The organism is Kitasatospora sp. NPDC094028 (assembly GCF_049543595.1).
Classification (GTDB): domain Bacteria; phylum Actinomycetota; class Actinomycetes; order Streptomycetales; family Streptomycetaceae; genus Kitasatospora.
This window is the reverse complement of the sequence record NZ_JBMVFA010000006.1, coordinates 323,384-345,934: the sequence shown is the minus strand read 5'-3', so window position 1 is coordinate 345,934 and position 22,551 is coordinate 323,384. Positions and strand designations below refer to the sequence as shown.

At 69.1% G+C, this 22,551-nt stretch carries 24 protein-coding genes, 1 tRNA gene and 1 pseudogene; 17 read left to right on the top strand and 9 right to left on the bottom strand.

The features are described 5' to 3' along the window. Positions 1-126: 126 nt before the first annotated feature. From fxsT to ACPC54_RS13370, 8 genes and pseudogenes are all read right to left on the bottom strand, one after another. Complete coding sequence (gene fxsT, locus ACPC54_RS13405) at positions 127-2,487, bottom strand: FxSxx-COOH system tetratricopeptide repeat protein (RefSeq protein ID WP_498964441.1); 2,361 nt, start codon at positions 2,485-2,487, stop codon at positions 127-129. After that, a complete protein-coding gene (locus ACPC54_RS13400) occupies positions 2,484-2,903 on the bottom strand; it encodes a hypothetical protein (protein ID WP_498964439.1) in 420 nt (139 codons plus the stop codon). The genes fxsT and ACPC54_RS13400 overlap by 4 nt, the downstream gene beginning before the upstream one ends. A gap of 103 nt (positions 2,904-3,006) precedes the next feature. Next, positions 3,007-3,198 (bottom strand): hypothetical protein, encoded by a 192-nt coding sequence (locus ACPC54_RS13395; RefSeq protein ID WP_498964437.1) that lies wholly within the window; start codon positions 3,196-3,198, stop codon positions 3,007-3,009. Next, positions 3,195-3,665: a hypothetical protein gene (locus tag ACPC54_RS13390; protein WP_498964435.1), complete on the bottom strand. Its 471-nt coding sequence runs from the start codon at positions 3,663-3,665 to the stop codon at positions 3,195-3,197. Before ACPC54_RS13390 ends, ACPC54_RS13395 begins: the two co-directional genes overlap by 4 nt. Before the next feature lie 101 nt (positions 3,666-3,766). Further along, positions 3,767-4,049, bottom strand: a pseudogene (locus ACPC54_RS13385) (winged helix-turn-helix domain-containing protein); the annotation flags it as partial. Between the two features lie 96 nt (positions 4,050-4,145). Next, on the bottom strand, positions 4,146-4,952 hold the full coding sequence (locus tag ACPC54_RS13380; RefSeq protein WP_498964433.1) for a DUF6602 domain-containing protein: 807 nt from the start codon (positions 4,950-4,952) through the stop codon (positions 4,146-4,148). Positions 4,953-5,202: 250 nt separating this feature from the next. Then, positions 5,203-5,919 (bottom strand): HAD family hydrolase, encoded by a 717-nt coding sequence (locus ACPC54_RS13375; protein ID WP_498964431.1) that lies wholly within the window; start codon positions 5,917-5,919, stop codon positions 5,203-5,205. Beyond that, entirely contained in the window at positions 5,886-6,734 is an 849-nt protein-coding gene (locus ACPC54_RS13370; RefSeq protein WP_396243090.1) for a GntR family transcriptional regulator, read from the bottom strand. Before ACPC54_RS13370 ends, ACPC54_RS13375 begins: the two co-directional genes overlap by 34 nt. Before the next feature lie 455 nt (positions 6,735-7,189). On the opposite strand from ACPC54_RS13370, the gene ACPC54_RS13365 reads away from it, so the two are divergent. From ACPC54_RS13365 to ACPC54_RS13300, 14 genes are all read left to right on the top strand, one after another. Then, complete coding sequence (locus tag ACPC54_RS13365; protein ID WP_498964428.1) at positions 7,190-7,483, top strand: hypothetical protein; 294 nt, start codon at positions 7,190-7,192, stop codon at positions 7,481-7,483. After that, positions 7,480-8,127 carry a hypothetical protein gene (locus ACPC54_RS13360; protein ID WP_498964426.1) on the top strand — a complete coding sequence of 216 codons (648 nt, stop codon included), beginning with the start codon at positions 7,480-7,482 and terminating at the stop codon, positions 8,125-8,127. The genes ACPC54_RS13365 and ACPC54_RS13360 overlap by 4 nt, the downstream gene beginning before the upstream one ends. Beyond that, complete coding sequence (locus tag ACPC54_RS13355) at positions 8,124-9,326, top strand: hypothetical protein (protein WP_498964424.1); 1,203 nt, start codon at positions 8,124-8,126, stop codon at positions 9,324-9,326. The genes ACPC54_RS13360 and ACPC54_RS13355 overlap by 4 nt, the downstream gene beginning before the upstream one ends. A gap of 75 nt (positions 9,327-9,401) precedes the next feature. After that, entirely contained in the window at positions 9,402-9,524 is a 123-nt protein-coding gene (locus tag ACPC54_RS13350; protein ID WP_498964422.1) for a hypothetical protein, read from the top strand. Next, positions 9,521-9,766, top strand: a complete 246-nt coding sequence (locus ACPC54_RS13345; RefSeq protein ID WP_498964420.1) for a hypothetical protein — start codon at positions 9,521-9,523, stop codon at positions 9,764-9,766. Before ACPC54_RS13350 ends, ACPC54_RS13345 begins: the two co-directional genes overlap by 4 nt. Then, complete coding sequence (locus ACPC54_RS13340) at positions 9,766-9,939, top strand: hypothetical protein (protein WP_498964418.1); 174 nt, start codon at positions 9,766-9,768, stop codon at positions 9,937-9,939. The genes ACPC54_RS13345 and ACPC54_RS13340 overlap by 1 nt, the downstream gene beginning before the upstream one ends. A 141-nt stretch (positions 9,940-10,080) precedes the next feature. Beyond that, a complete protein-coding gene (locus ACPC54_RS13335) occupies positions 10,081-10,845 on the top strand; it encodes a hypothetical protein (RefSeq protein ID WP_498964416.1) in 765 nt (254 codons plus the stop codon). A 16-nt stretch (positions 10,846-10,861) separates the two neighbouring features. After that, a complete protein-coding gene (locus ACPC54_RS13330) occupies positions 10,862-11,296 on the top strand; it encodes a hypothetical protein (RefSeq protein WP_498964414.1) in 435 nt (144 codons plus the stop codon). Next, complete coding sequence (locus ACPC54_RS13325) at positions 11,296-11,964, top strand: hypothetical protein (RefSeq protein WP_498964412.1); 669 nt, start codon at positions 11,296-11,298, stop codon at positions 11,962-11,964. Before ACPC54_RS13330 ends, ACPC54_RS13325 begins: the two co-directional genes overlap by 1 nt. 163 nt (positions 11,965-12,127) lie before the next feature. Further along, the gene (locus ACPC54_RS13320) at positions 12,128-12,490 is read left to right on the top strand and encodes a hypothetical protein (RefSeq protein ID WP_498964410.1); all 363 of its coding nucleotides are present in this window, start codon (positions 12,128-12,130) and stop codon (positions 12,488-12,490) included. A 554-nt stretch (positions 12,491-13,044) separates the two neighbouring features. Then, on the top strand, positions 13,045-13,332 hold the full coding sequence (locus ACPC54_RS13315) for a hypothetical protein (protein ID WP_498964408.1): 288 nt from the start codon (positions 13,045-13,047) through the stop codon (positions 13,330-13,332). Beyond that, positions 13,329-15,326, top strand: coding sequence for a YfjI family protein (locus tag ACPC54_RS13310; RefSeq protein ID WP_498964406.1), 1,998 nt, complete (start codon positions 13,329-13,331; stop codon positions 15,324-15,326). Before ACPC54_RS13315 ends, ACPC54_RS13310 begins: the two co-directional genes overlap by 4 nt. A gap of 256 nt (positions 15,327-15,582) precedes the next feature. After that, positions 15,583-15,768 carry a helix-turn-helix transcriptional regulator gene (locus ACPC54_RS13305; RefSeq protein ID WP_498964404.1) on the top strand — a complete coding sequence of 62 codons (186 nt, stop codon included), beginning with the start codon at positions 15,583-15,585 and terminating at the stop codon, positions 15,766-15,768. Beyond that, the gene (locus ACPC54_RS13300) at positions 15,768-17,156 is read left to right on the top strand and encodes a tyrosine-type recombinase/integrase (RefSeq protein WP_498964402.1); all 1,389 of its coding nucleotides are present in this window, start codon (positions 15,768-15,770) and stop codon (positions 17,154-17,156) included. The genes ACPC54_RS13305 and ACPC54_RS13300 overlap by 1 nt, the downstream gene beginning before the upstream one ends. A gap of 164 nt (positions 17,157-17,320) precedes the next feature. Here ACPC54_RS13300 and ACPC54_RS13295 read toward each other — a convergent pair. After that, a tRNA-Tyr gene (locus ACPC54_RS13295) sits at positions 17,321-17,401 on the bottom strand. Between the two features lie 217 nt (positions 17,402-17,618). On the opposite strand from ACPC54_RS13295, the gene ACPC54_RS13290 reads away from it, so the two are divergent. From ACPC54_RS13290 to ACPC54_RS13280, 3 genes are all read left to right on the top strand, one after another. Next, positions 17,619-18,107, top strand: coding sequence for a YajQ family cyclic di-GMP-binding protein (locus tag ACPC54_RS13290; RefSeq protein ID WP_045693084.1), 489 nt, complete (start codon positions 17,619-17,621; stop codon positions 18,105-18,107). A gap of 300 nt (positions 18,108-18,407) precedes the next feature. Further along, positions 18,408-18,818 (top strand): hypothetical protein, encoded by a 411-nt coding sequence (locus ACPC54_RS13285; RefSeq protein WP_498964400.1) that lies wholly within the window; start codon positions 18,408-18,410, stop codon positions 18,816-18,818. After that, positions 18,815-22,549, top strand: coding sequence for an AAA domain-containing protein (locus ACPC54_RS13280; RefSeq protein WP_498964398.1), 3,735 nt, complete (start codon positions 18,815-18,817; stop codon positions 22,547-22,549). Before ACPC54_RS13285 ends, ACPC54_RS13280 begins: the two co-directional genes overlap by 4 nt. Positions 22,550-22,551 lie beyond the last annotated feature (2 nt).

Genomic DNA, 22,551 nt, shown 5'->3' with positions numbered 1-22,551 from the left:
GGAAGGAGGCGCTGAACCAGTTCTCACTCTTCTTCGAGGACCGGCTCAGCATCCGATAACCACAAGGCACTTACACGAGATCGCTTACACGCCCGCTGGGACAACAGCATGCGGCAGGAACAGTGCTCACAGCGGTGGCTCGGGTTGCGTGCCGCGCTCGCGAATAGCGTGGGCGAGGTTGTTGCGGCTGGTCAGGGTGTATGGGTGGGTATCGCCGAGGACCTGCTCGCACTGGGCGACAGCGGTTTCGAACAAGGTGATGGCTTTGTCCAGGCTGCCGACTGCCTGGTAGGCGAGGGCGAGGTTGTTACGGCTGATCACGGTGTCGGGGTGGGTATCGCCGAGGACGTACTCGGATTGGGAGAGGGTGAGCTCGTGGAGTGTGATGGCACGCTCTAGATCCCCCGCCGCTTCGTAGGTGGCGGCGAGGTTGTTACGGCTGATCAGGGTGTATGGGTGGGTGTCGCCGAGGACCTGCTCGCACTGGGCGACAGCGGTTTCGAACAAGGTGATGGCTTTGTCCAGGTTGCCGACTGCCTGGTAGGCGAGGGCGAGGTTGTTACGGCTGATCACGGTGTCGGGGTGGGTGTCGCCGAGGGCCTGTTTGCGTTGGGTAAGGACGGTCTCGAGCAGGGGGATGGCTCGGTCTAGGTCCCCGGCCGTCCGGTATGCGTTGGCGAGGTTGTTGCGGCTGGTCAGGGTGTTGGGGTGGGTGTCGCCGAGGACCTGCTCGAATTGGGCGAGGACAGTCTTCTGGAGAGCGATGGCATGGTCCAGCTCACCAGCCGCTTCGTAAGCCTGGGCGAGGTTGTTGCGAGTCGTCACGGCCTGGGGGTGGGTGCTACCAAGGACGAGCTCGCACTGGGTGAGGGAAGTCTCGTACAGCGTGATGGCTTGGGCCAGATCCCCGGCGGCCCGGTATGCGCTGGCGAGATTGTTGCGGCTGGCCAGGGTGTATGGGGCGGCCTCGCCGAAGACCTGCTCGAATTGGGCGAGGACGGTCTTGTGGAGAGCGATGGCATGGTCCAGCTCACCAGCCGCTTCGTAAGCCTGGGCGAGGCTGTTGCGGCCGATCAGGGTATTGGGGTGGGTGTCGCCGAGGACTTGCTCATACTGGGCAAGCATGGCTCGCCGGAGGGGGATGGTTCGAGCCTCGTGGCCCTGCGTGTAGAGGCGTTCAGCTGCGGTGGAGTAGAGAGCTGTCGCGCGGTCCTCATAGCGCCCAGTTGGCCTGGTATCCGCAAGCGCAGTCAGCTGGGGCATCAGAGCATCCAAAGCTGTGGCTGCGCCTGTTGCCTGGGGGGCATCGGAGCTGATGAGGGCTTGCACGAGCGCTTCTTCGGCCCCGCGGCGGCCTGAGGGTGAGCCGTCGAGTTCGGGCGGCGCAGTGGTGCGGAGGACTGCCTGTAGGAGACGGTGGACGCTGACTGTGTGCCTGGTGACGGTGACCATGCTGTAGGCGCCGAGCAGGCCGAGGCCTTCATGGAGGTCGTCGTTATCGGTGTCGGCAGACTCCAGAAGGCTGATTGGGACGCCGTCGGGGGCGAGCCAGGCCAGGATCCGCAGGACGGTTACGGCGTGGGGGTTCCGGGCGTCGAGAGCCTGGAGGGTCTGCGTCCAGATGCGGGCGATGGTGCGTTCGGCGTCGATGCCCTCGGCCGCTTTGTCCAGCTTGGTGTGCAGGCGCTGGCGGTAGGCGTCGATGCTGATGGTGGGGTGCTGGCGCAGGTAGGCGCCGGCCTGCTCCAAGGCAAGCGGGAGGTGGCCGAGGTCAGCGGCGAGTGCGCGGGCGTCTTGGAGGTCGCGGGGGGTGGGCTTGCCGTCGGTGAACGCGTAGGTGCAGATCAGTTCGGCGGCCTCATCGGGTGCGAGGGTGCCGAGGGGGTAGGTGCTGATGGTGCGCGGCCAGCCGGTGGCGCGGCGGCTGCTTATCAGGTGGTGTCCGCGGTTGAGGGCACCAAGGTAGCTGGTGAGGTCGGCCGGGTTCTCGACGTTGTCGAAGACCAGCAACCATCCTGGGTGCCATTGCAACCAGGTCATCGCCCACTGGGCCTGCTGGTCCTGGGAGGCGATTCCGGCACAGGACGGGAGCAGCCGGAGGGTCAGGTCTGCGAGGGACTGCTTGATACGGGCCGGGGAGTCGGCGGTGATCCACCAGATGAGGGTATAGGTGCGGCGGTAGCGGTGGGCATAGGCGAGGGACAGGGTGCTCTTGCCGATACCGCCGAGGCCGTGGACGGTTGAGGCTTGGGTGATCGCGGTCCCACCGTCTGCTGTGAGCGCGGTGCGGAGCCAGGTGAGGGCGTCCTCGCGGCCAAGACAGAGGGGATAGGGCGGCAGGTTGGTGAGGCTGGGAGGGGCCGGCACGTCGCGGGCGGCGGTGAGGATCTCGGCGGGCAGGCCGATGACGTCACCGGTGTGGGCGGTGCCGATGCTTTGGGCCGTGATCGCCCTGGTACCGGAGGCGTCGTAGTGGGACCCGGTCACTGGGCGAGGCGGTGGCCGTCGCCGGTGATGGCCGTGGTGATGGTGTGGGCAGCGATCGACCGCTCCCCGGACGCGGTGATCGTCACGGAGGCGGCGGCCGGCCCAACGAGGCCAGCCAGCTCCTGGCGGAGTCCGGCGTCCTCGCGCAGGGCCCGCTTGATCTGCTGGCGCAGCGCCGCTGCCGCGTCCGGGTCGGTGGTGTCCTCAGCGGCGTCCTGGACCGCGGCTTCCAAGGCGGCCTGTTCGCTCTGCGAGCCGCGACGGAACACCGCGTGCAGGACACGACGACCCAGGTTGGCGGTCGCCTCCACGGCACTGTCTTCCGCCCGGGTCAAGACGGCCCCGCCGTACGCACTCACGGCCGCCGCCAGGTACGGGCCTGCCTGTTCCACCAACTGGGCGATCTCGTCCGTCATGAGTGTCCCCTCCACCTCGACCAGCACCTACTACGACGGAGCGTAGGGGAGTAAGCGCGAGAGGGAGACAGGTTCGGGGAACACTCGTGTTCTGGGCGCCAGATCAGGCGAGGTCGTCGGCTATGAGTTGCATCGAGTCCACAACCACCACGGCGCCAGCGGCGGCCAACTTGATGTCCTTCTCCGGCTTGTTGGCGTAGCCGATCGTCGGGACGCCAGCGACCTCCCCGGCCTCAAGGGCCGTGCCGGGCAGCGATCTCCGCTGCCCGGCACGGCCCTTTGTGTTCCTGCTCACGCTCCGCCGACGGGGCCACCGACGCCGAGGTCCAGCCGGGCCTGCGCGTGGTAGGCGTTGAGCAACTCGACCAAGACGGGGCCGTTCGACACCGCAGTGTGCTCGCGGGCGGCAATCTCGGACTCCCAGAGCACGGTGTTCACCGCCTTCGCCGCCTCCACGGCGGCCGGACTCGCGAGCAGCACGAGTGTCTCGAAGAGCGCCGATCGCTGGATCTCCGCCTGCTCCATCGTCGCCAGGAACTCCGCCCGCGCCGTCGAGCCCGACTCAGCCTGTCTGGCCCGCTTGGCGACCGCGTCGATCTCCTTCACGCAGGTCGCGTACTGCACGTAGGTGTCGAGCTTCCGCTCGTCCCACCGCGCGGCCATCAGCCGACGGTGCTTGGTCCGCTCCGCCCACCCGGTGGCCACGAACGAGGTAAGCGCGCCCAGTAGGACGCCCAGCAACGTGACGATCTGAGTAATCACCGCCCAGAACGTACAGATGTCGCCCGCCCCACAAAAGAGCGCGACCCTCACGGCGAGCTCGCTGAGGGGCCGTCACCGTTACGACAAGCGCCCGGCGGGCCCGGGGCCTGCCAGGACCAGCCGTGCCGCTTCAGCAGCCGCCACACTGTCGTGATCGACAGCCGCATCCGAAACCGGCGGCCGCTCACCGTCTGGACCCGGGCCAAGGCCCAGCGCTGGTCCTCGAATTCGTGCGCGCCTGGCCCCCCCTGCCAGCTCCTCTTCCAGTTCGGTGAACTGGGTTGCCGAGAGCTTGGGCTCACTCGCGGGTCCCGCCGAGCGCAGGGCCCCACCCTCGCGCCAGGACCTGCGCCACCACTCCACCGACCGCTCACTGACCCGCAGAAGCCCCCGCCCTGCGCATGCGGCATATCAACGGCATACCGCAGGGACCACGACCTGCCACTACCCGACAACAGCAAAAAATTCTCAGTAGCTACCTCAACGGAAGAGATCGACATGTCGACGCCTACTTTCGAAATCCTTCCACTTCCGAAGGTTTCTCGAATTATAGGAGCCCAATCCTTCGAGGCCTGCCATCCCGAAATATCCGGCTAGACCATTATACTTGCCATCCAGATAGGAAAGACGTCGAAGCGTATATGTGATCATCCTTCCAATGGGAGACGTATCGACACTTTTTCCGTCAAAGCCAGTAAACGATGGACCCGAATAGTAGCTGACAACTCCCGGACCGTACAGGTCCTCATCTGATTCTGCGCGAAGAACCCATGCCCCCAGATCTGCAATGCACAAAAAGTCGAGCGAGTTGTTTGGGTGGCCTACATGGATTCTATCAACCTCTGCAAGCATGTCCGAGATCACGTCCACCACCTTCAGCTTGCCAGCTCGCCACGAGTGAGAGTGAGCGACTAGTCCATAAATTACTTCCTTCCCATGCGCTTTATAGATGGCCTCTTTTGCGCGGCTGGCGCTTGCGATCGTCTTCTCGATATGCTGCGCCTTCAGGGTCGACTTGCACTCAAAGATGGCCATCACCTCTGAGGCGAGATGCATCTTCTTAGTCAGCATCCCATGCGGATACAGAGGAGAGAGGGCTACGATATCGACTTGATCAGTCGCCTCTCCGTCGCCGCAAAGAACTCGCCCCTTTGTGGCGATTTGCAAATCCCCGGGAAGCCATTTCTTTAAGAGCGACGCCCAATTCTCTTCGCCCTCATCCCCGGCCGTCCCCGGGTCTTCCATGGCACGTGCGCGGATTCGCTCGTATTCGAGCTGCATTTCCATGGTGGCCTGTTTAAAATAGGAAACTAGCTCCCGCTGGCTCATTACTCTCCCCTCGCGCCCAGATCGGCCGATTCATCAATTCTGTCACCGCGCGCGCAGCATGTCTGCAGAATCACGAGATCGACTAACCCGCCAAGAGCTGCGCTGGCGAGCGATCACGGCTCAGCCATCGGGGGACGACAACGGACGTGTCGCCACGATGTCGCTCATGCCTCGACGTTTCGGGCACCGAACACCAGGAGCGTGAACATCAGGTCAGGGCATCCGCGATGAGCTGCATCGAGTCCACGACCATCACGGCACCGGCGGCGGCTAGCTTGGCGTCCTTACCCGGCTTGTTGGCGTAGCCGATCGTCCGGACGCCAGCGGCCTTTCCGGCCTCGACGTCCCGGGTCGCGTCGCCGATGAAGATGCAGTGCTCCGGCCCGGTGCCTGCGGCTTCCATCGCTTCGAGCAGGAGGCGCGGGTTCGGCTTCATGGACGAAGGGTCGCCCGGGGCACGCCCGAAGACGCCGGCCACGTAGTCACTGAGACCGTGCTCGGCGAGGTAGGCCTCGATGGCCGCGCCCGCGTTGTTGCTGACCACCGAAACCAACCGACCGGAGCTGGCAGACGCGCGCAGAACCGATTCTCCGCCTGGGGTCGGGCGACCAACCCGGACAGCTTCGGTCTCCAACGCAGCCAGCGCGGCGTCCGTACTCTCCGTGAGGTCGGGCCGGGCGTCCGCGACCAGCCGGAGCAGGGCAAGCGGATCGCTCTCATCCTCGGCCCCGGCCGGAGCCTCCTCGCCGGTGGCGAGCAGGCCCTCACGGAGTCGGCGCGCGACCTCCGGCGCGGGGAGGCCGGCGAAGACCGAGCAGACCGGGCCGTCGAAGTCGAGCAGAACGTGCTTCACCGGTCGCAGCACGTCGGCGAGTTGCTGAAGGGGGGCGGTCATGGCTGCCGCTCGTAGGCGATCGTGCTCCACACGCTGTCGAACCACATCTGGGCCTGCTGGACGTACTGCGATCCGAGAGAGGCGTCGTCCGGGCCGGCGGCATGATGGAACAGGGTGGTGTCCTTGCCTGTGACGTCGTAGAAGGTGTGGGCGGTGTCGTCAATCGTCACCGTGCGCTCGCGGAGCGGGTAGAAGCCGAAGAACGCCTCCGACCGGTTCAGGATGTACAGCTTGAACAGGCTGGATGCCCGGTGGACCTTGACCTGGACGCTCGCCTTCTGGACGAGGCCCAGCTCGGCCAGCATCTCCACCGAGTGCGCGATGCCGCCGGCGTTCGTCAGGGCGATGTTGCGGGCGCGCTGCCGAAGGGCGGCCTCGTCCTGGAGGCCGTCGACCAGGACCGGCACGGCCATCGGCGCCGTGGTGTCCGGCAGCAGCAGCCGGACCGTGATGGACTCTGGCGCCAACCGACCGGAGCGGACCTTGTCCAGCGGCTCCTGCAGTGCGTTGTGCAGCGTCTCGCTAGAGAAGCCAGCGAAGTCGAGCGTCACCTGTTGCTGCTCGAAGGCGGCCTCCAGGTGCGGCCGCAGCCCGACCGGTCGAGAGGTGCGCTCGCGGACGAATGAGCCGCTCCCCTGCCGGGTGACGATCAGCCCCTCGGTGCGGAGCAGGTCGAGCGCCTTGTCCACCGTGCCGCGCGCCACGCCGAAGTGCTTCGCCAGTTCGGGGCCGGAAGGCAGCTTGTCGCCGGTCTCGAAGCCCGGCTTCTTCGTGAGGATCGAGGCCCGCAAAGAGCTGCTGACCTGCTGATACGGGGGGCGCGAGTCATCCGGGTCTAGGGCCATGGACCAATGCTAGGGCAGGTGCCCAAGAGGGGCGAGAAACCCAACTCTCTTGACCTGCCTAAGCAGGTTGCCTATGTTGTGTGTGTCGCACCAAGTGAGACAGGGGCGGCACAGAGGGGCCTTCTTTGGGCTGCTCTGAGCTACACAAACGCGCCCGGAGGGGTGGGGTGACAACCCCCTGAAGGCAGCGCTCGTTCCTTCACAACTCCATAGGTCCTGCCGAGAACCCCGCAAAGGGAGGTGTCTGGGGAGAGGCGGTGGCAGACCAGGCGGACGGCCCGAAGTGGGCCCCTGCGGGGGCGAGGGTGCGACTCCCTCCCCGTCCACGTGCAGCGTGCCGCGCATCCCGCGCCGGCCGCTGTCTTCCTTGGGCCCGTGAATCGGGCCGCCGCGCATTCCTTGGCCGGGCGCGCGGCAGCCCCGGGCCCACACACCTACGAGGGAGAGGTAGACCCGTGAGGTCGATTGTTGCAGGCCAAACGGCCCTGAACGAGGACGAGTTCGCCGAGCTGGCGCTCGGTCTCGCCGTGGACTCGGAGTTCACCCGCCTGTTCACCGGGGTGCCCGGTGAGAGCGCCGTCGAGCGCGAGGCCCGGATGGACGCTGCGGCCGACGTCCTGGCGGAACTGCGCCGGGAGGACCTGGGACTGGCCGCCTACGCCGGGCGCCTGCTGAGCATGGCTCCGGTGCCGCTGCGGCATCTGGCCGCCATCCACCGCAGCGTCAGCGTCGAGCGGGTGGCGGCGTGAGCGGCATCCTGAACAGCACTGGCTGGCACTACGACGCCCAGACTGGGCTGACCACCCGCAATCTCCGGCCGACGCTGCGGCCGGGGATGACCGTGTCCGAGGCCTTGGACCTGCCGGAGGACGAGTTGCGGCGGGCCATCGCGATGCACGAAGCCGGCCACGCCACGGTCATGCTTCACTTCGGGCTTCCGTTCAAGAGCGTCGCCATCCGCGACGACCTCGGTCTGGACCCGGACCGCCCCGGCAATGCCGGAGAGGTCGCCTGCGAGTCCTGGTCGGCCCCGCTCTGCGACGGCCTGGCCATGCTGGCCGCCGGCGAACGGGCACAGGACCGGTGGTTGCGCGAGAGCGGCCGGTGGAGCGTCGCGCGTGGATGGCTGACGGAACTCGGTGCCATCGGCGACCGCCGCGAGGTCTACAGGGCCGTGCGGGAGGCCTTCGGCGTAGGCGTCACCTTCAACACCGGCGACGACCCGTGCCGGGACCTGTCCGCGCTGCACGACCACGCGGACGCCCTGCTCAACACCCTCTGGGGGCAGGTCGGTCGGCTCGCCGACGTGCTGGACCGGCGCGGGCGGCTGACCGAAGCGCAGGCCGCTGAGGCGGCCGGGTTCGCCCGTCGGCTCAGTGGGGGTGCGCGGTGAGCGGGCTGAACGACTACCGCGCCGAGCGACGCGTGGACCGCCAGGCCGCCCGGGCCGACGACCGTGCGGACCGACGCGAGGAGCGCGAACAGGCCCGGCTGGACGCCGAGGCGGCCCGCCAGCGGCGGGAGGCCGACCGGCGCTCCGCCGAGGAGGTCAGGGACCGGCGCCGGGCGGCACGGGCCGAGCGGTTCGGTCGGGTGACCGGCTGGGTGATAGCGAACCCTGCCCGGACGTTCGTGCGCCTGGTGCAAGCGTGCTCGATCGTGCCGGCCGTGGTGTCCCAGGTCGTAGCCCTCGACCACGCGAAGGTGTACCTGCTGCTCGCGGTGCTGCTGGCCGCGATGTTGGAGGGCGGTGCGTGGGCGGCCGGGACCGTCGCCGGGGGCATCAACTTCGCCCACGGCTGGCAGCAGTACCCGCACCATCACTGGGTGGCGTTCGTGCTGGCCCTGTCCAGCATCGGCGCCGTCTGGCTGACCGACCTGCAGACTCACGGCGGCCGCGGCCCGACCACGGCCGAGAAGAAGCAGGCGAAGGAACGAGCCGAGCACGCCCGCCTCCGGGCCGACCACCACCCCGAGGTCCGGAAGGTGGCCGATCGCCTGCTGTCCGCCGCCCCGTTCGGCGCGCTGTCGACTGACGAGGCGTGGCGGATCGCGTGGGAGTACGTCCACGGCGTCACCGTCCCCGGCCTGACCGCCGAGCTGCTGGCCCGCAGGCTCAACGCCCGCGCCCGCGTGGCGGAGCTGAGCGCACTCCCGGCACCGGCCGACCTGTGGCCGGGAATGCCCGACGACCCGTTCCCCGCCCTCACCCTCCCGCTGCCCACCGGCCCGTCCGACGGCGTCTACCTCGACACCGTTCCCGACGGGCTGCGGAACACTTCCCCGATCACGCTCGATGCCCTCGAAGCCCTTTACGGAACCGGGTCGAACGTGCCCGCACCGACCCTCGGCAACACCGTGGCCGGGCTCTCGGCAGGCGGGGGCGGGAACGCTTCCGGCGCCATCGAGGACCGCTCCCTCGACCCGGCGGATCTCGCTCGGGTGCGGGTGCTGGCCGCCGACCTTGCCGCCCGGGGCGACAGGCTGTCGACCCGCAAGGTCCGCTCGCTGCTCGGGTGCCGCAACGACTACGCCGTCCGCCTGCGCGCCGCCGTCGAGGCCGAGCGCAACAACCCGCCGACCGCCGGCTGAAGCCAGCTTCGCCGCGGCGGAATCTGATCCTCTCCCCTGCTGCATCCCACCACACCGCACATGGAGGGCAGTGTCATGGCCCTGACGAAAACCTCACCCACCATCCCCCCGATCACCAGCGAGGACCGCGCCCACGCTGCCGGCGCCGCGGCTCGCCTGGTCGCCCGTCTCGTCGACGCGAAGGGCGGCGCCCGATGAGCACGCACAAGGAGGTGCCCGGCCTGGGCATCGCTCGCCTCGACGGTGGCGGCCTCGCCTACCGCTTGGCCGACCCGCTGACGATCGACGAGGTCAGCGGCCTGGCCCGCCAGTCGTGGTGCCACCGGCTGGAGGTCTCCGACGCCTCCAGCGACGGACAGCGCCCCGCCCAGTTCCGCGCGATCTGCGAGCTGGATGGCGAGCCGTTCGTCCTCGTCGGCCGGATCGGGGAGGGCGCCTGATGTTCGGCATCGGCAAGAAGCAGCCCGCCCAGCCCCAGTCCCGCCAGCAGCGCAGGGCGAAGGCCGTCCGCAAGGCGGACAGGGCCGGGCACGCCGTGATCGACGCACTCCCCACCAGCCGCTCCATCACGAACTGGCGGCACACCCCGGACGTCTCGCGGCGCTCCTTCTGACCACCCCACGGGCCCGATTCCGGCCGGGCCCTCTCCAAGGAAGAGACCCATGGCCTACACGCTGTGCCTGCTGTTCCTGCTCGCCGACGCCGTGATCGCGGTCCTTTGCGTCCGCGAGCTGATCCGGCGGGGGTGGAACCGATGACTGTTCCCCCGCCCCCGACCCAGCCCCCGACCGTCCATGAGCGCCCGCAGTTCCTGACCAATCCGGACTCCAACGCCGCCCCCGGCGAGTGGTGGCGCAGGCCCCTGCGTCCGCGGGAGCCCGACGCCTCCGACGACGCCGACCCCGTCGACCTGCGCAAGGACGAGGACCAGGCCGAGGACATCGCCGACGTCGAGGACCAGGCCGTCGAGGACGATGACGCCGAGCACCAACAGCCCGCACCCGGTACCGCCCCGGCGTACGACATGAACGACGTGCTGAACCGCCTCGGCCTGCTGATCAGCGAGACGCCGGAAGAACGCGCCGAGCGCCTCTACACCGAACGCGAGGCCTGGCACGAGCGACAGGGGGAGACCCCCGCTCAGCGCGAGGCCCGGCACCGGTCCGAGCACCTGGCCCAGCACCGGCGGGCCTCCGTGCTCTGGCGCCAGCCCCCGTCCGAGCGCGCCCGCCGAGTCAGGCGCTGGTGCATCCTCACCACCGCCTCCGCCGTGGTCGGTTACAGCGTCGGCGCCGTACAACTGGCCGCCCACATGCCCCTCGCCGTCGCCGCGTTCGCCGCGGCCGGCGCCTGGGTCCTCGACCTGCGCATGCGCGGGTGGGGCCACGTGCGGGTGTCCGAGGTGCGTGGCCCCGGTGCCCTGACCCTGCTGGTCCTCGTCCGGGTTCCGTTCGCGTCCGCTCTGGTTGGCGCGCTCGGTCTGGCGCCCCTGATCACTCTCCTTTCCACCCGCCACTGACCATCAGGAGACCACTGTGGACACCCAGTTGCTCGGTTCGTTCGGCTCCGGCGGTCTCTGCCTGGCCATCGCCGTTTGGATCATCCTCGGCAGCCGCAAGGCCGAGAAGCAGGGCAAGTTGGCCAAGCGCCACAAGGACGAGCACACCGCCTGGCTCATGATCGTGTTCGGCATCTTCGCGGCGGGCGCCGGACAGGCCTTCTCCGCGCCGGGTACGGTCGGCGAGGCCGTGACCCACGCCTTCACCTCGCAGAGCGCCGCGTTCGGCAGCGTCGGCACCGGGGCGGTCGCCGCGATCCTGACCATCGTCCTGTTCGGCACCAAGCCCGGCCCGTGGAAGGACAGCATCCTCGGCGCCACCGTGCCGTCCGTCTACGGCGCCGCCGGCGGGATCTGGGCGCTGCCGCTCACCGTGATCGGCTCCGTTCTCAAGGGCCTGGTCGGCGCCTGATGAAGCTGCACCACTACCTCGAAGGCATAAGCCTCACCGCGTTCGGGGCGGGCAACCGCCGGATCATCCGGGCCCTGCGACCTCACGCCTCGAAGATCAAGGTCACGCGGCAGCAGGCCGGAGGCGCGCTCGCCCTGACGGTGTTCTTTTCCCCGGTGTTGGCCCGCCCCGTCGCCCGGTACGCACCGACCGTGATCACCGTCGCCCTGGTCCTGTGGGTAGTGGTGGCGGTAGTCGTTGGCAACACCACCTCCCCCGACACCGAGTCGGCCACCGACGACGCCCTCGCCAACGCCTCCGCTGAGGCCGGACCAGACGACTCCGAGGACCAGGACGACGAGCTGCAGGACGCTCCCTCCGACGCCACCCTCTACGCCCTGATCCGGTACGTCGCCGGCATGTCCGACCAGGGCACCGCCGCACACCTCCCGGACCTCCTCGCCGAGGGCCAGAAGCGAGGCCTGTTCAGCGGCTGGGAGCAGGCCGACCTGAAGGCCCATCTGACCACCTGCGGCGCTCCCCTCGTGGAGGGCAAGAAGCTCACCTTCGGCGGGCGCCAGCGCAACCGCCAGGCGGTGCTCCTGGAGGGCCTGCCCGAGGCAGACCCGGCGCCCGGCCCGACCCTCGCCCCGGAGGGCACCGCAGCAACCGCCGGAGAGGCCGCGTAACCCCTCTCCCCCGCTCCTCTCCAGCCCTCCCCCAGGAGCGGCCGGTAGGTGGTAGGAACCGCAGGTCAGCGCACGCCTACCGCCCTCCCTACCGGCCCCCTACCTACCGCCCTACCTCTCCCGACCGGCCCCCAGCCGACAGGAGCTCTGCCATGCTCGGCAGATGCCGTACGAGTACTGGTGCGGGGTCTGCCGCACCGTCAGCGAGCACTCCAGCGAGGCCGAGGCCGCAGCCGAGCGCCGCACTCACATCGCCGCCGTGCACCACGGCCGGCGCCCCGACCGCGAGCGTCTCCAGGCCCTCCAGCCAGTGCCCGGCCCGCCGCGTCCACGCCACCAGTTCGGCCCGGCCCCGGCGCTCGCCATCATTGCCGTCATCCTCGCCGCGCTTTTCGCCTGGGCCCTCTACCTGGACCCGCCCGCCTCCCCGAACTCCCCACCCCGGCCCGCCCTGCTCACCCCTCAGCCGCAGGGATCCCTCCCCGCCAGCATCGGTGCCACCACCCCGGCCCACCCCAGGCCCTAACCACACCTCCCACTCCTACGCCGAAGCGGCGGCCGGGCACTTCCCGGCCGCCGCTCCTTTTCACCCACGCCCACCGCCCGGCGCCGTCCCGACGGTGGTTCGGAAGGCCGCCCGACCCCGCTCCCCCAGCCCCTTTCTCAGGCAACGGTAGGGCGGTAGGAACCGCAGGTCAGCGCACGCCTACCGCCCTCCCCGCCCCATCCGATCTGCACCCCTCAACAGCCCGGCGACGCGGCCCTGCAACGGCCGTCCCGCTGGGCTTCCCCATGGAAGGGCATCACCATTTACGACGACTACGACGAGTACGACGCCGCCGACTGGGCGCCGAGCGAGTGCGACCACTGCACCGGCGGCGAGCCCATCGAAACCCCGCTCGGACTCATCTACTGCGCCTGCCAGATCGGCCAGGGAGCCGCCCCCGAGAACTGCCTCTGCGGCCCCGAAGACGACTGACTGACATAGCACGAAGCCCCGCAGCAACCGTCGACCTTGCCGGGTGACAGCGGTTGCTGCGGGGCGATCCGATCCCCTCTCAGAGACCAGAGGACACCAGCATGCCCGGAAACACCACCTCGCCGCAGCCCCGCTGCGAGGCCGCCCATCTCGGCGACGCCAGCCCCTGCGAGGGCCCGCGCGACGCCGTGACCGTCGTCGACCGCCACGGCGACGCCGCCAAGGCCTGCGTGCACCACGGCATCCGCCTGTACGCCAGCCTCATCGGCCCCCGGGTCTACCCCGGCAGCGTCCCCGGCGCGGCCATCGAGGTCTACAACCGCGCCCAGACCACCTCCGCGTTCGCCTGGCTCGACCACCACCAGCTCCCCAACGAGGAGGAGCGGTGACCGAGCACTCCCTGAACGTGATCCCGTTCCGGCCGGAGCCCGCCGAGGTGAAGGCCGCCGAGCAGGCCGTCATCGGCGCTGCTCTGCTCGACCCCGCCCAGATCCCGGCGCTGGCCGCCCAGATCGGCGATCCGAGCACGTTCTACCACCCTGCGCACGAAACGATCTGGCGCGCCATCGTCCGCATGGCCGGCGGCGAGCGGCCGGTCGATCCGATGCTGCTGGCCGGTGTCCTGCGCGCCCAGGGCGACCTGGGCCGCGTCGGCGGGCCCGGTTACCTGCACACCTGCATCCAGGCCACCCCCACCGCCGCCAACGGCGACTACTACGCGGAGATCGTGCGGCTCGCCGCCGAGCGCCGCCGTATCGGCACCGCCACCAGCCGCCTCGCCCACATGGCCATGGCCGGCGAGGACCAGGCCGACCTGGACGCCGTCCGCACGGCGGCACTCTCCGTGCTCGCGGACCTCGCAGCCGGAGACACCTGGCTCGACCCCGTCCCGCTCGGCTCCCACGCCGCCCTGCCGACCTTTCCCGTGAAGGCCCTACCCGAGTGGGTCGGCGCCTACGTCGAGGCCGTCGCGGAGTTCACGCAGACCCCGCCCGACGCGGCCGCCACCATGGCCCTCGCCGCGCTGTCGACCGCCGTCGGCGGGCGGGTGAACGTGGAGATCCGGCCCGGCTGGCGCGAGCAGTCCAACCTCTACCTGACCTGCGCGATGCCCCCGGCCAGCCGCAAGTCCGACGTGTTCGCGTTCACGATGGGCCCGGTCTACAAGGTCGAGGCGGAGCTTCAGACCGGCGCCAGGGCGGCGATCATCGAGGCCGAGACCGCCAAGGACGCCGCGCTGGCCGAGGTCGAGGCCCTGAGGGCCAAGGCCCGCAAGAACCCCGACCTCGACCGCACGCAGCTCGTCGCGGAGATCTCCGCCGCGAAGATGCTGGCCGAGGAGATCACCGTCCCGCCGAGCCCGCGCCTGACCTTGTCCGGGGACATCACCCCGGAGACCGTCACCAGCCAACTCGCCACCCACCGGTGCCTGGCCGCGCTCTCCCCCGAAGGTGACCTGTTCGACAGCATCGTCGGCCGCTACAGCAGCAAGCCCAACCTCGGCGTGTTCCTCCAGGCCCACAAGGGCGAGCGCCTCCAGGTCGACCGCATCACCCGCGAGCAGACCACCGTCGACAAGCCCGCCTTGACCATCGGCGTCACCCCGCAGCCCGCCGTCCTCCAGGAACTCGGCGCCGCCCCCGGCGCCCGCGACCGCGGCCTGCTCGCCCGTTTCCTCTACTCCCTGCCGCCCTCCAACCTCGGCTACCGCAAGGTCCGCACCGACCCGATCCCCGACGCCGTGGCGAACGCCTACGACCGCAGCCTCACCCGCCTGCTCCGCACCATGACCGACCTCACCGAGCCGGTCACCGTGCTCATGGACCAGGCCGCCGACCTCGCCGTCGAGAAGCTCCAGGAGCGCGTGGAGGTCCAGCTCCGCCCCGACCAGCCGCTCTCCCACATCAAGGACTGGGCCGGCAAGCTGGTCGGCCACATCGCCCGCATCGCCGTCCTGCTCCACCTCGCCGACCACATCACCCCCGACCAGGACAGCAACGCCTGGCGCGCCCGCCTGCAGGCCGCCACCGTCGAGCGCGCCGCCGAGATCGCCGACTACTACACCGCCCACACCCTCGCCGTCTTCGACCTCATCGCCGCCGACCCCGCCACCGAGGACGCCCACGCGCTCCTCCAGTGGCTCCAGCGGCCGAAGAAGGACGGCACCCACCGCACCCACATCAAGGCCCACGACGCCGTCGCGAGCAGCCGCCGCTTCAAGAAGGTCGCCGACGTCGAGCCCGCCCTCACCCTCCTCGAACAGCACGGCTGGCTCCGCACCGACCAGCCCCCGGCTGGCGGCGGGCGCGGTCGCCCCCAGGCCGTCACCTACCGCGTCCACCCGGCCGTGAGCACCCCCACGGACACGGAGACGATCACGTAACCGTCAGGGATGTCAGGACAAAGCCCTGATCAGCACAAATGCCGCCGGACGGCCCGTCAGGGAACGTCAGGGATGTCAGGGATAACCGAGAACCCCTGACATCCCTGACAACCCCTGACGCCCTGGCAGGGGCCATATCAGCAGGTCAGCGAGTTCCCCTGACATCCCTGACGCTTCCCACCCTCCGCGTCCGCCCGCGAGAGGGCTCGCAACACTCCGCAGCCATCAATCCGCACCCACAGCAGGAGACTTCGCCATGCCCAAGCGCGAACTGCTCAAGCTCCCCGCCGTGCTCACCGAACTCGGCATGTCCCGTGCCGCCTTCTACCGGATGCGAGCCCGGGGCAAGGGCCCGCGCCTCATCAAGCTCCCCAACGGCCAGGTCCGGATCGACCGGGCCGACCTGGACGCGTGGATCGACTCCTGCGAGGTGGCCGCCTGATGCCCACCTCCTACAAGGTCACGTTCTGGGACCACCGCCACCGTCCCGACCGCCGCAAGCCGTGGATGGTCCGCTGGACGGTGAACGGCCGGGAGTTCTCCGAGTCCTACCTCACCAAGACCCAGGCGGACGGCCGGAAGGCCGAACTGCTCATCGCGGCGGCCTCCCACCAGCCCTTCGACACCGAGACGGGCCTCCCGCTCGCGGAGCTTCGGAAGCGCCAGGAGGAACAGAGCTCCGTCACCTGGTACCAGCACGGCCGGAACTACATCGAGGCCCGCTGGGACGGCGCCCCGGCCAAGACCCGGACGACGTGGGCGGACGCCCTGGCCAGCGTCACGTTCGAGCTGGTCAAGAGCAAGACCGGGATGCCGGACAAGTTGCTCGTCCGACGCGCGCTGTACGGCTGGGCCTTCAACGTGAACCGCTGGACCGATGAGCCGCCGACCGACGTCGCCAAGGCCTTGACCTGGGTGGCGCGGAACTCCGTGGACGTGTCCGAGCTGGCGGATCCGAAGATGGTCCGTCGTCTGCTCGCCGCCATCTCGGTGAAGCTCGACGGCACCAAGGCCGCCGCCTCGACCGTGCTCCGGAAGCGCCGGATCCTGAACCACGTCCTGGGCCGCGCCATCGAGGACGGCCTGCTGACCGCCAACCCGCTGCCGTCGGTGCAGTGGCAGCCGCCCCGGACCGAGGAGGAGGTCGATCCGGAGTACGTCATGAGCCCGGAGCAGGCCTCCGCGATGCTGGAGGCCGTCGGCCGGCAGGGGCGGCGCGGTCCGCGGCTGGTGGCGTTCTTCGGGTGCATGTACTACGCGGGCATGCGGCCGGGCGAGGTGGTCCACCTGCGCAAGGATCGCTGCGTCCTGCCGACGGAGGGCTGGGGGAAGCTCAACCTCAACGGGAACAGCCCTCGCGTCGGGTCCTCCTGGACCGACAGCGGGGCGTCTCACGATCCCCGGGGCCTGAAGCACCGAGCGGAGTCGGCTACCAGGCCGGTCCCGATCCCGCCCGAGCTGGTGAAGCTGTTGCGGGAGCACATCGAGCAGCACGGCACCGCGCCGGACGGCCGGCTGTTCCGGACCTTCCGGAACGGCATGGTGCAGGAGAGCGGGTACGGCGTCGTCTGGGCCGCCGCACGGGCCGCGGTGTTCAGCGAGGAGGAGCGGGCCACCCCGCTCGCCAAGCGCCCGTACGACGCCCGGCACGCCGGGATCTCGCTCTGGCTGGCCTCCGGCGTACCAGTGGCCGAGTGCGCCCGGCGGGCGGGGCACAGCATAGCCGTCCTGCTCCGGGTCTACGCCAAGTGCATCCACGGTGACGAGGACCACGCCAACCGGCTCATCACCGAGCGGCTCCAGCGGCGGACCACCCCGGGTAACCCCTGATCCTGGTCCGCGCCTGGTCCGGAACCGCTGGTCAGGACTGGGATCCGGGCGAAACGAGGTGAGACAAACCACCCAAAACGACCATCCGGCGTGATCACTGTTCGAGCACAACGAAACAGCCCCTGATCTGCGTTTCCGCAGATCGGGGGCTGTTTCCTATCCTGTGGCTGGTGCAGGGTTCGAACCTGCGTAGCTTGCGCGACAGATTTACAGTCTGCTCCCTTTGGCCGCTCGGGCAACCAGCCAGGATGTTCGCCGCCCGGGGTGTTCGCCCCGTTCGACGTGGTAAACCATACCTGATCCGGGGGGGTGCTCCGCCACTCGATTGGCCACGCGACGATCAAGGGACGCGGCCCGGTCGTCGCAGGCGGCGGCGGGGCGGCGCTGGATAGGCTGTGGCGGCGGACGCCCGGTGGGGCGGGCCGTGTCAGTGACGCCAGAGCATCGAGGAGATTGACACCCATGGCCGACTCCAGTTTCGACATCGTCTCGAAGGTCGAGTGGCAGGAGGTCGACAACGCGATCAACCAGACCTCCCGCGAGATCGCCACCCGCTTCGACTTCAAGGGTGTGGGCGGCGAGATCAGCCGGTCCGGCGAGAAGATCGAGATGAAGGCCAACGGCGAGGAGCGCGTCCGGGCCATTCTCGACGTGCTGCAGACCAAGTTCGTGAAGCGCGGCCTGTCGCTCAAGGCCCTGGACGCCGCCGAGCCGCAGCTGTCCGGCAAGGAGTACAAGATCTTCGCGAACATCAAGGAGGGCATCACCACGGAGGATGCCAAGAAGGTCGCGAAGATCATCCGTGACGAGGGCCCGAAGGGCGTCAAGGCCCAGGTCCAGGGCGACGAACTGCGCGTCAGCTCCAAGAGCCGCGACGACCTCCAGGCCGTGCAGGCCCTGCTCAAGGGCAAGGACCTGGACTTCGCCATCCAGTTCGTGAACTACCGCTAATAGACGCCGCTGACCTGCGGAAACGCTAGCTTTTCGGCCCGGGAGGGCACATCGAGGGCACAGTGCTGGACGATGCGCGTAGTCGGAAGCGTGTCGAAGCAGCTCCCCCCGGCGTGCTCCCCGGCCGTCGGCGCCGGTCAGCTCATTTCGCGCCAGCCCCGTGCCCCCCTTGACACCCCATACCTCGGAAACACCGCCTCCGGGAATCCCTATGTGATCAAACGGTCACGCAATACCACCGAACGGCGTAGCCTGTCCTCGGCCTGCAGGGTGGCCTGCTGGCGAGGATGAGGGGGCAGCGTGAGTCAGGAGCAACCGCTGTGGCGGCTGGAGGTGCTCGCCGGGGGCGACACACTCCGCCAGGAGCGTCTCACTCGGGACCTACAGGACGCGCTCCGTCGCGCCGGCGCGCCCGAGACGGCCTACCTGACTGCCGAGACCGCACCCGCGAATGACGGCCGCAAGGGCGGGGCACTCACCGAGATCACAGCCCTGGGACTCGCAGCCGCCGCCGCTCGGCCGGCGTCCCGCGTCCTGATCGAGTTGATCAAGGAGTGGTGCGCCAAGGACCGCCATCGGAAGGTCGAGATCACTGATGGGGAACGGTCGCTCACCGTGACTGGTCGGCCGGACGAGGCCCAAGAGCGGATCATCCAGGCCTTCCTCGACCGGGCCGACGAGCCGGGCACCTCCGAGGGCGAGCAGGCGTGACTCGCTTGGTGCGGCGCCGCGCGCTGCTGATCGCCAACGAGAACTACGACGACGGCCGCTTCGGTCGCCTGCCCTCCACCAAGGCGGACATCTGGCACTTGGGGCAGGTGCTCGAACACCGCAGCATCGGCGCCTTCGTCTCGGTGAGGACGGTCGCCGACCTCACTGCGGACGACATGCAGTGCGAGATCAGCGAGTTCCTCGAAAGCTGCGATCAGGACGAACTCGCACTCCTCTACTTCTCCGGCCACGGCACCAGGCTCTCCGCACGCGCGGGTGGAGAGTTCCGCTTCGTCGCCAAGGACACCGACCACGACCGGGTCGCCGCGACCGCGGTAGGCGCGGGCTTCGTCAACGAGCGCTTGGAGTCCTGCTGGGCACAGCAGAAGGTCGTGATGATCGACTCCTGCCAGAGCGGTGGCTTCGCAGTCGGCCTGCGGACCTCGGACCGGCCGGACGCGCCGGCCGCGAAGTCGGGTGCGGACTCGCCCCTGCGCAGTCGCGGCGTGTACGTGCTCTCCTCCTCGCGCGTCGGTGAGGACTCGTACGGTGGCTCCGAGGCCGGTGGCGTGATCGAACCGTCCGCCTTCACCGCGGAAGTGGTCGAAGCACTCCGCACCGGCAAGGTCAGCAAGAGCGGGACCGGAGAAGTCTCCGTCGGCGACCTGTTCGACTACGTCGTCCGGCGCATGCGCGCCAAGGGGTCGGCGCAGATCCCGGTCAAGTCCGCCCATGGCGTCGACGACCGCATGATCCTGGCCAGTTGCCCCGTCGGCAGCGCCCCACGGCTCGCACCGTTCAATCGGAGGGCTTCTTCCGGGACTCCACCGACCGAGCAGCCTCCCAAGGCTGCCTCCCCGGGCCGGAGCCAACCCGGGTGGGCCGAACTCCTCGACTACTACCGGGAATGTGTGCTGTCGGACGAAGCCGACACACCGTTCCTGTCCGTCCATGACCACGGCACCTCCTACGTCTGTCTCACCGGCCCGGAGCGCCTACTGTCCGGCGAGTTGGACGAGGACGACTGCACCGAGGTGCCGGCGGAGGCCGTGGAACTGATCGAGGCCGCTGCGGCTCAGGACGCGGACCTCTGGGCCGGCTACCCCGTTGTCCTCATCAACGGCCCCCGACAGGGCAGGGTCTGGGCGAATCCGAAGTTCGCCCCGCTGCTCGTGCGCCGGGTCGAGGTGGTGCATCACGAGGACAGCATCCGGCTCAAGCCCTACGGCCCGGTCATGCCACACCCCCGGCTGGCCGAGGAGTGGCTCGGCAAGGAGCAAGCCGCCGAACTCTCGGAGACCTACCATCCGACCTGGCATGCGGGACAGCACGACCGGATGGCTGTGGACGTGCGCAACCTCCTGATGCAGGAGTACGAGCTGCCGTGCGTCGAGGAGCCCCGCCCTGACCAACTGGCCGACCGGATCGACGTCAAGACGCCAGGCCACGGCGCTCGTAACTCCGCAGTGCTCTTCCTGGCTCCGCGTGACTCCAGGGCAACCAAGAAGCTGCTGGACGACTTCAAGAGCATCGCCAGGAAGATCCCCGAGATCGGGCGCACCGCCCTCGCCGCGCTCTCACCGGTAGCGGCCGAGCGTTCGGAGCCTGACGAAGGAAACACCCGGCCAGTCCGACTGGTGACGCCGCTGCCCTCCAACGAGGCGCAGTCAGCCGTGCTGCGGTCGGCCATGACGCGTCGACTCACCGTGGCCACCGGTCCGCCCGGTACCGGCAAGAGCCAGCTGGTGGCCAATCTCGTCGCCACGGCCTTGGCTGCCGGCGAGCGGGTGCTGATCGCCTCCACCAACAACCAGGCCGTGGACGAGGTCTGGCAGCGCTGCGAGCAGCTCTCGCCGGGCAGTGTCGTCCGCACCGGCTCCACCGGGCGCGAGGTCGACTACCGAGAGATCGAAGCGGCGACCCTTCGCGGGCTGTTGGAGGTCTCGACACCGGATCGGAATCTCACGACCGCTGGACTGGAGGTCGACGTCGCGGCCGACCAGCTCTCTCGGGTACGGAAAGAGTTCGCCCAGGTGGCCAGCACCGAGCGGGCACTGCGTCAGGCCGGTGAGGCACGGGAGCAGCACGCCGATCGCATCGGCACGCCGGTCGGCGACCTGATCGACCTTCTCGCCGGCAGCGACCTCGACAAGCTGGCGCGCAAGGCCGCCGGCCTCTCGCGCGCCCGGTTCTTCGGTGAACGCCGCCGCAAGGGGCTGCTACGCCGAGTCGGGATCGAGTCCGACGAACGGCCCACCACCGAGCTGTGTTCGGTTCTGTCCGACTTCGCCGCAGCTGAACAAGGCTGGCGCAGCGGGCGCGAGCGGGCGCTGGCCCTGCCGGACGACACCGTGCTGACCGAGAAGCTCGACGGCGTCGAGTTCGGGGTGCGCTCCACCAGCGGCGTTCTGCTCGACAGCGCCGTGAAGACGGCAGCCCGCGCGGGGCGGCAAGCCATCATCGGCCTGCTCACCGCCCGCGACGCCAACGGGAGTGACTGGCCTGCGGTCAAGTCGGTGCTGTCCTCCGTTCGGGGTTGGGCAGTGACCAGTCTTTCGGCCCGACGGTTCCCGCCGGACGCCGCCCTCTTCGACCTGGTGATCGTCGACGAGGCCAGCCAGTGCGCCATCCCCCATGTGCTGCCCCTGCTGTTCCGGGCGCGCCGCGCGCTGATCATCGGGGATGCCATGCAGCTGCCGCACATCGCCAAGATCGGCCCGGAGCGCGAGTCGGCGATCCGGCGCGCAAGTGGACTTCGCTCGGACTGGCTTGAGCGCCACCAGCTGGCCTACCGGCGGCACAGCGCCTTCCATGCGGCGGAGCGGGCTGCTGGAACCAGCCTGCTCCTGGATGAGCACTTCCGGTGCCATCCGGAGATCGCCGCCGTCTCCAACCGTCTCTTCTACGACGGCCGGTTGACCGTCCTCACGGATGTCCGCTCGCGCCCGTCCCTTGAGAAGCCGGCGATCTTCTGGTCGGATGTCAGGGCTACGGCTGCACGGCCGCGATCCGGAAACTCCTGGGTCAACGACGGCGAGATCACCATGGTGGACAGCTTCGTGCAGAGCCTGCTCCGTGATCTTCCCGCCGAGGCCTCCATCGGTGTCGTCACTCCGTTCAAGGCCCACGAGGAAGCTCTGCGGAACCGCCTCCGCGATCACGATCCGGCGCGGGTCCGTGTCGGCACCGTCCACACCTTCCAGGGAGGCGAACGCGATGTCGTGATCTTCTCCCTGGTCGCGAGTGACGGAATGCACCCCGGTGCGATCGGCTGGGTGGACCGACAGCTCAACCTGTGGAACGTTGCGATCACCCGTGCTCGCTCACACCTGATCGTCGTCGGCAATGCCGAACTCTGGCAGCAGCGCGGCGGAGTCGGCACCGCGCTCTTCCGTGCCTCGGCTTCAGCGGGGAACCAGGTCCGGGCCGACCACAACGAGCACAACGAGTTGCTCAAGAGGTTGTACACCCACCTGTCGGCCTCTCCTGGATCGGCCGTCGAGCTCGACACCGTTGTGAACGGCCATCGAGCTGACGCCGTCACACGAACTGGCCAGGACATGCGGGCAGTTCTACTCGACCTCGGGCATGCTGAGGGAGCTGACGAGGCTCGCCACCTACGTCTCATGCTCCGGCGGCGGCAGTTGCTCGACATCGAGGGTGGCAGCAGCGCCCTTCGCCTTCCCGCGTGGTGCCTCTACGACAACTCGTCCGACTCCATCTACACGTAATG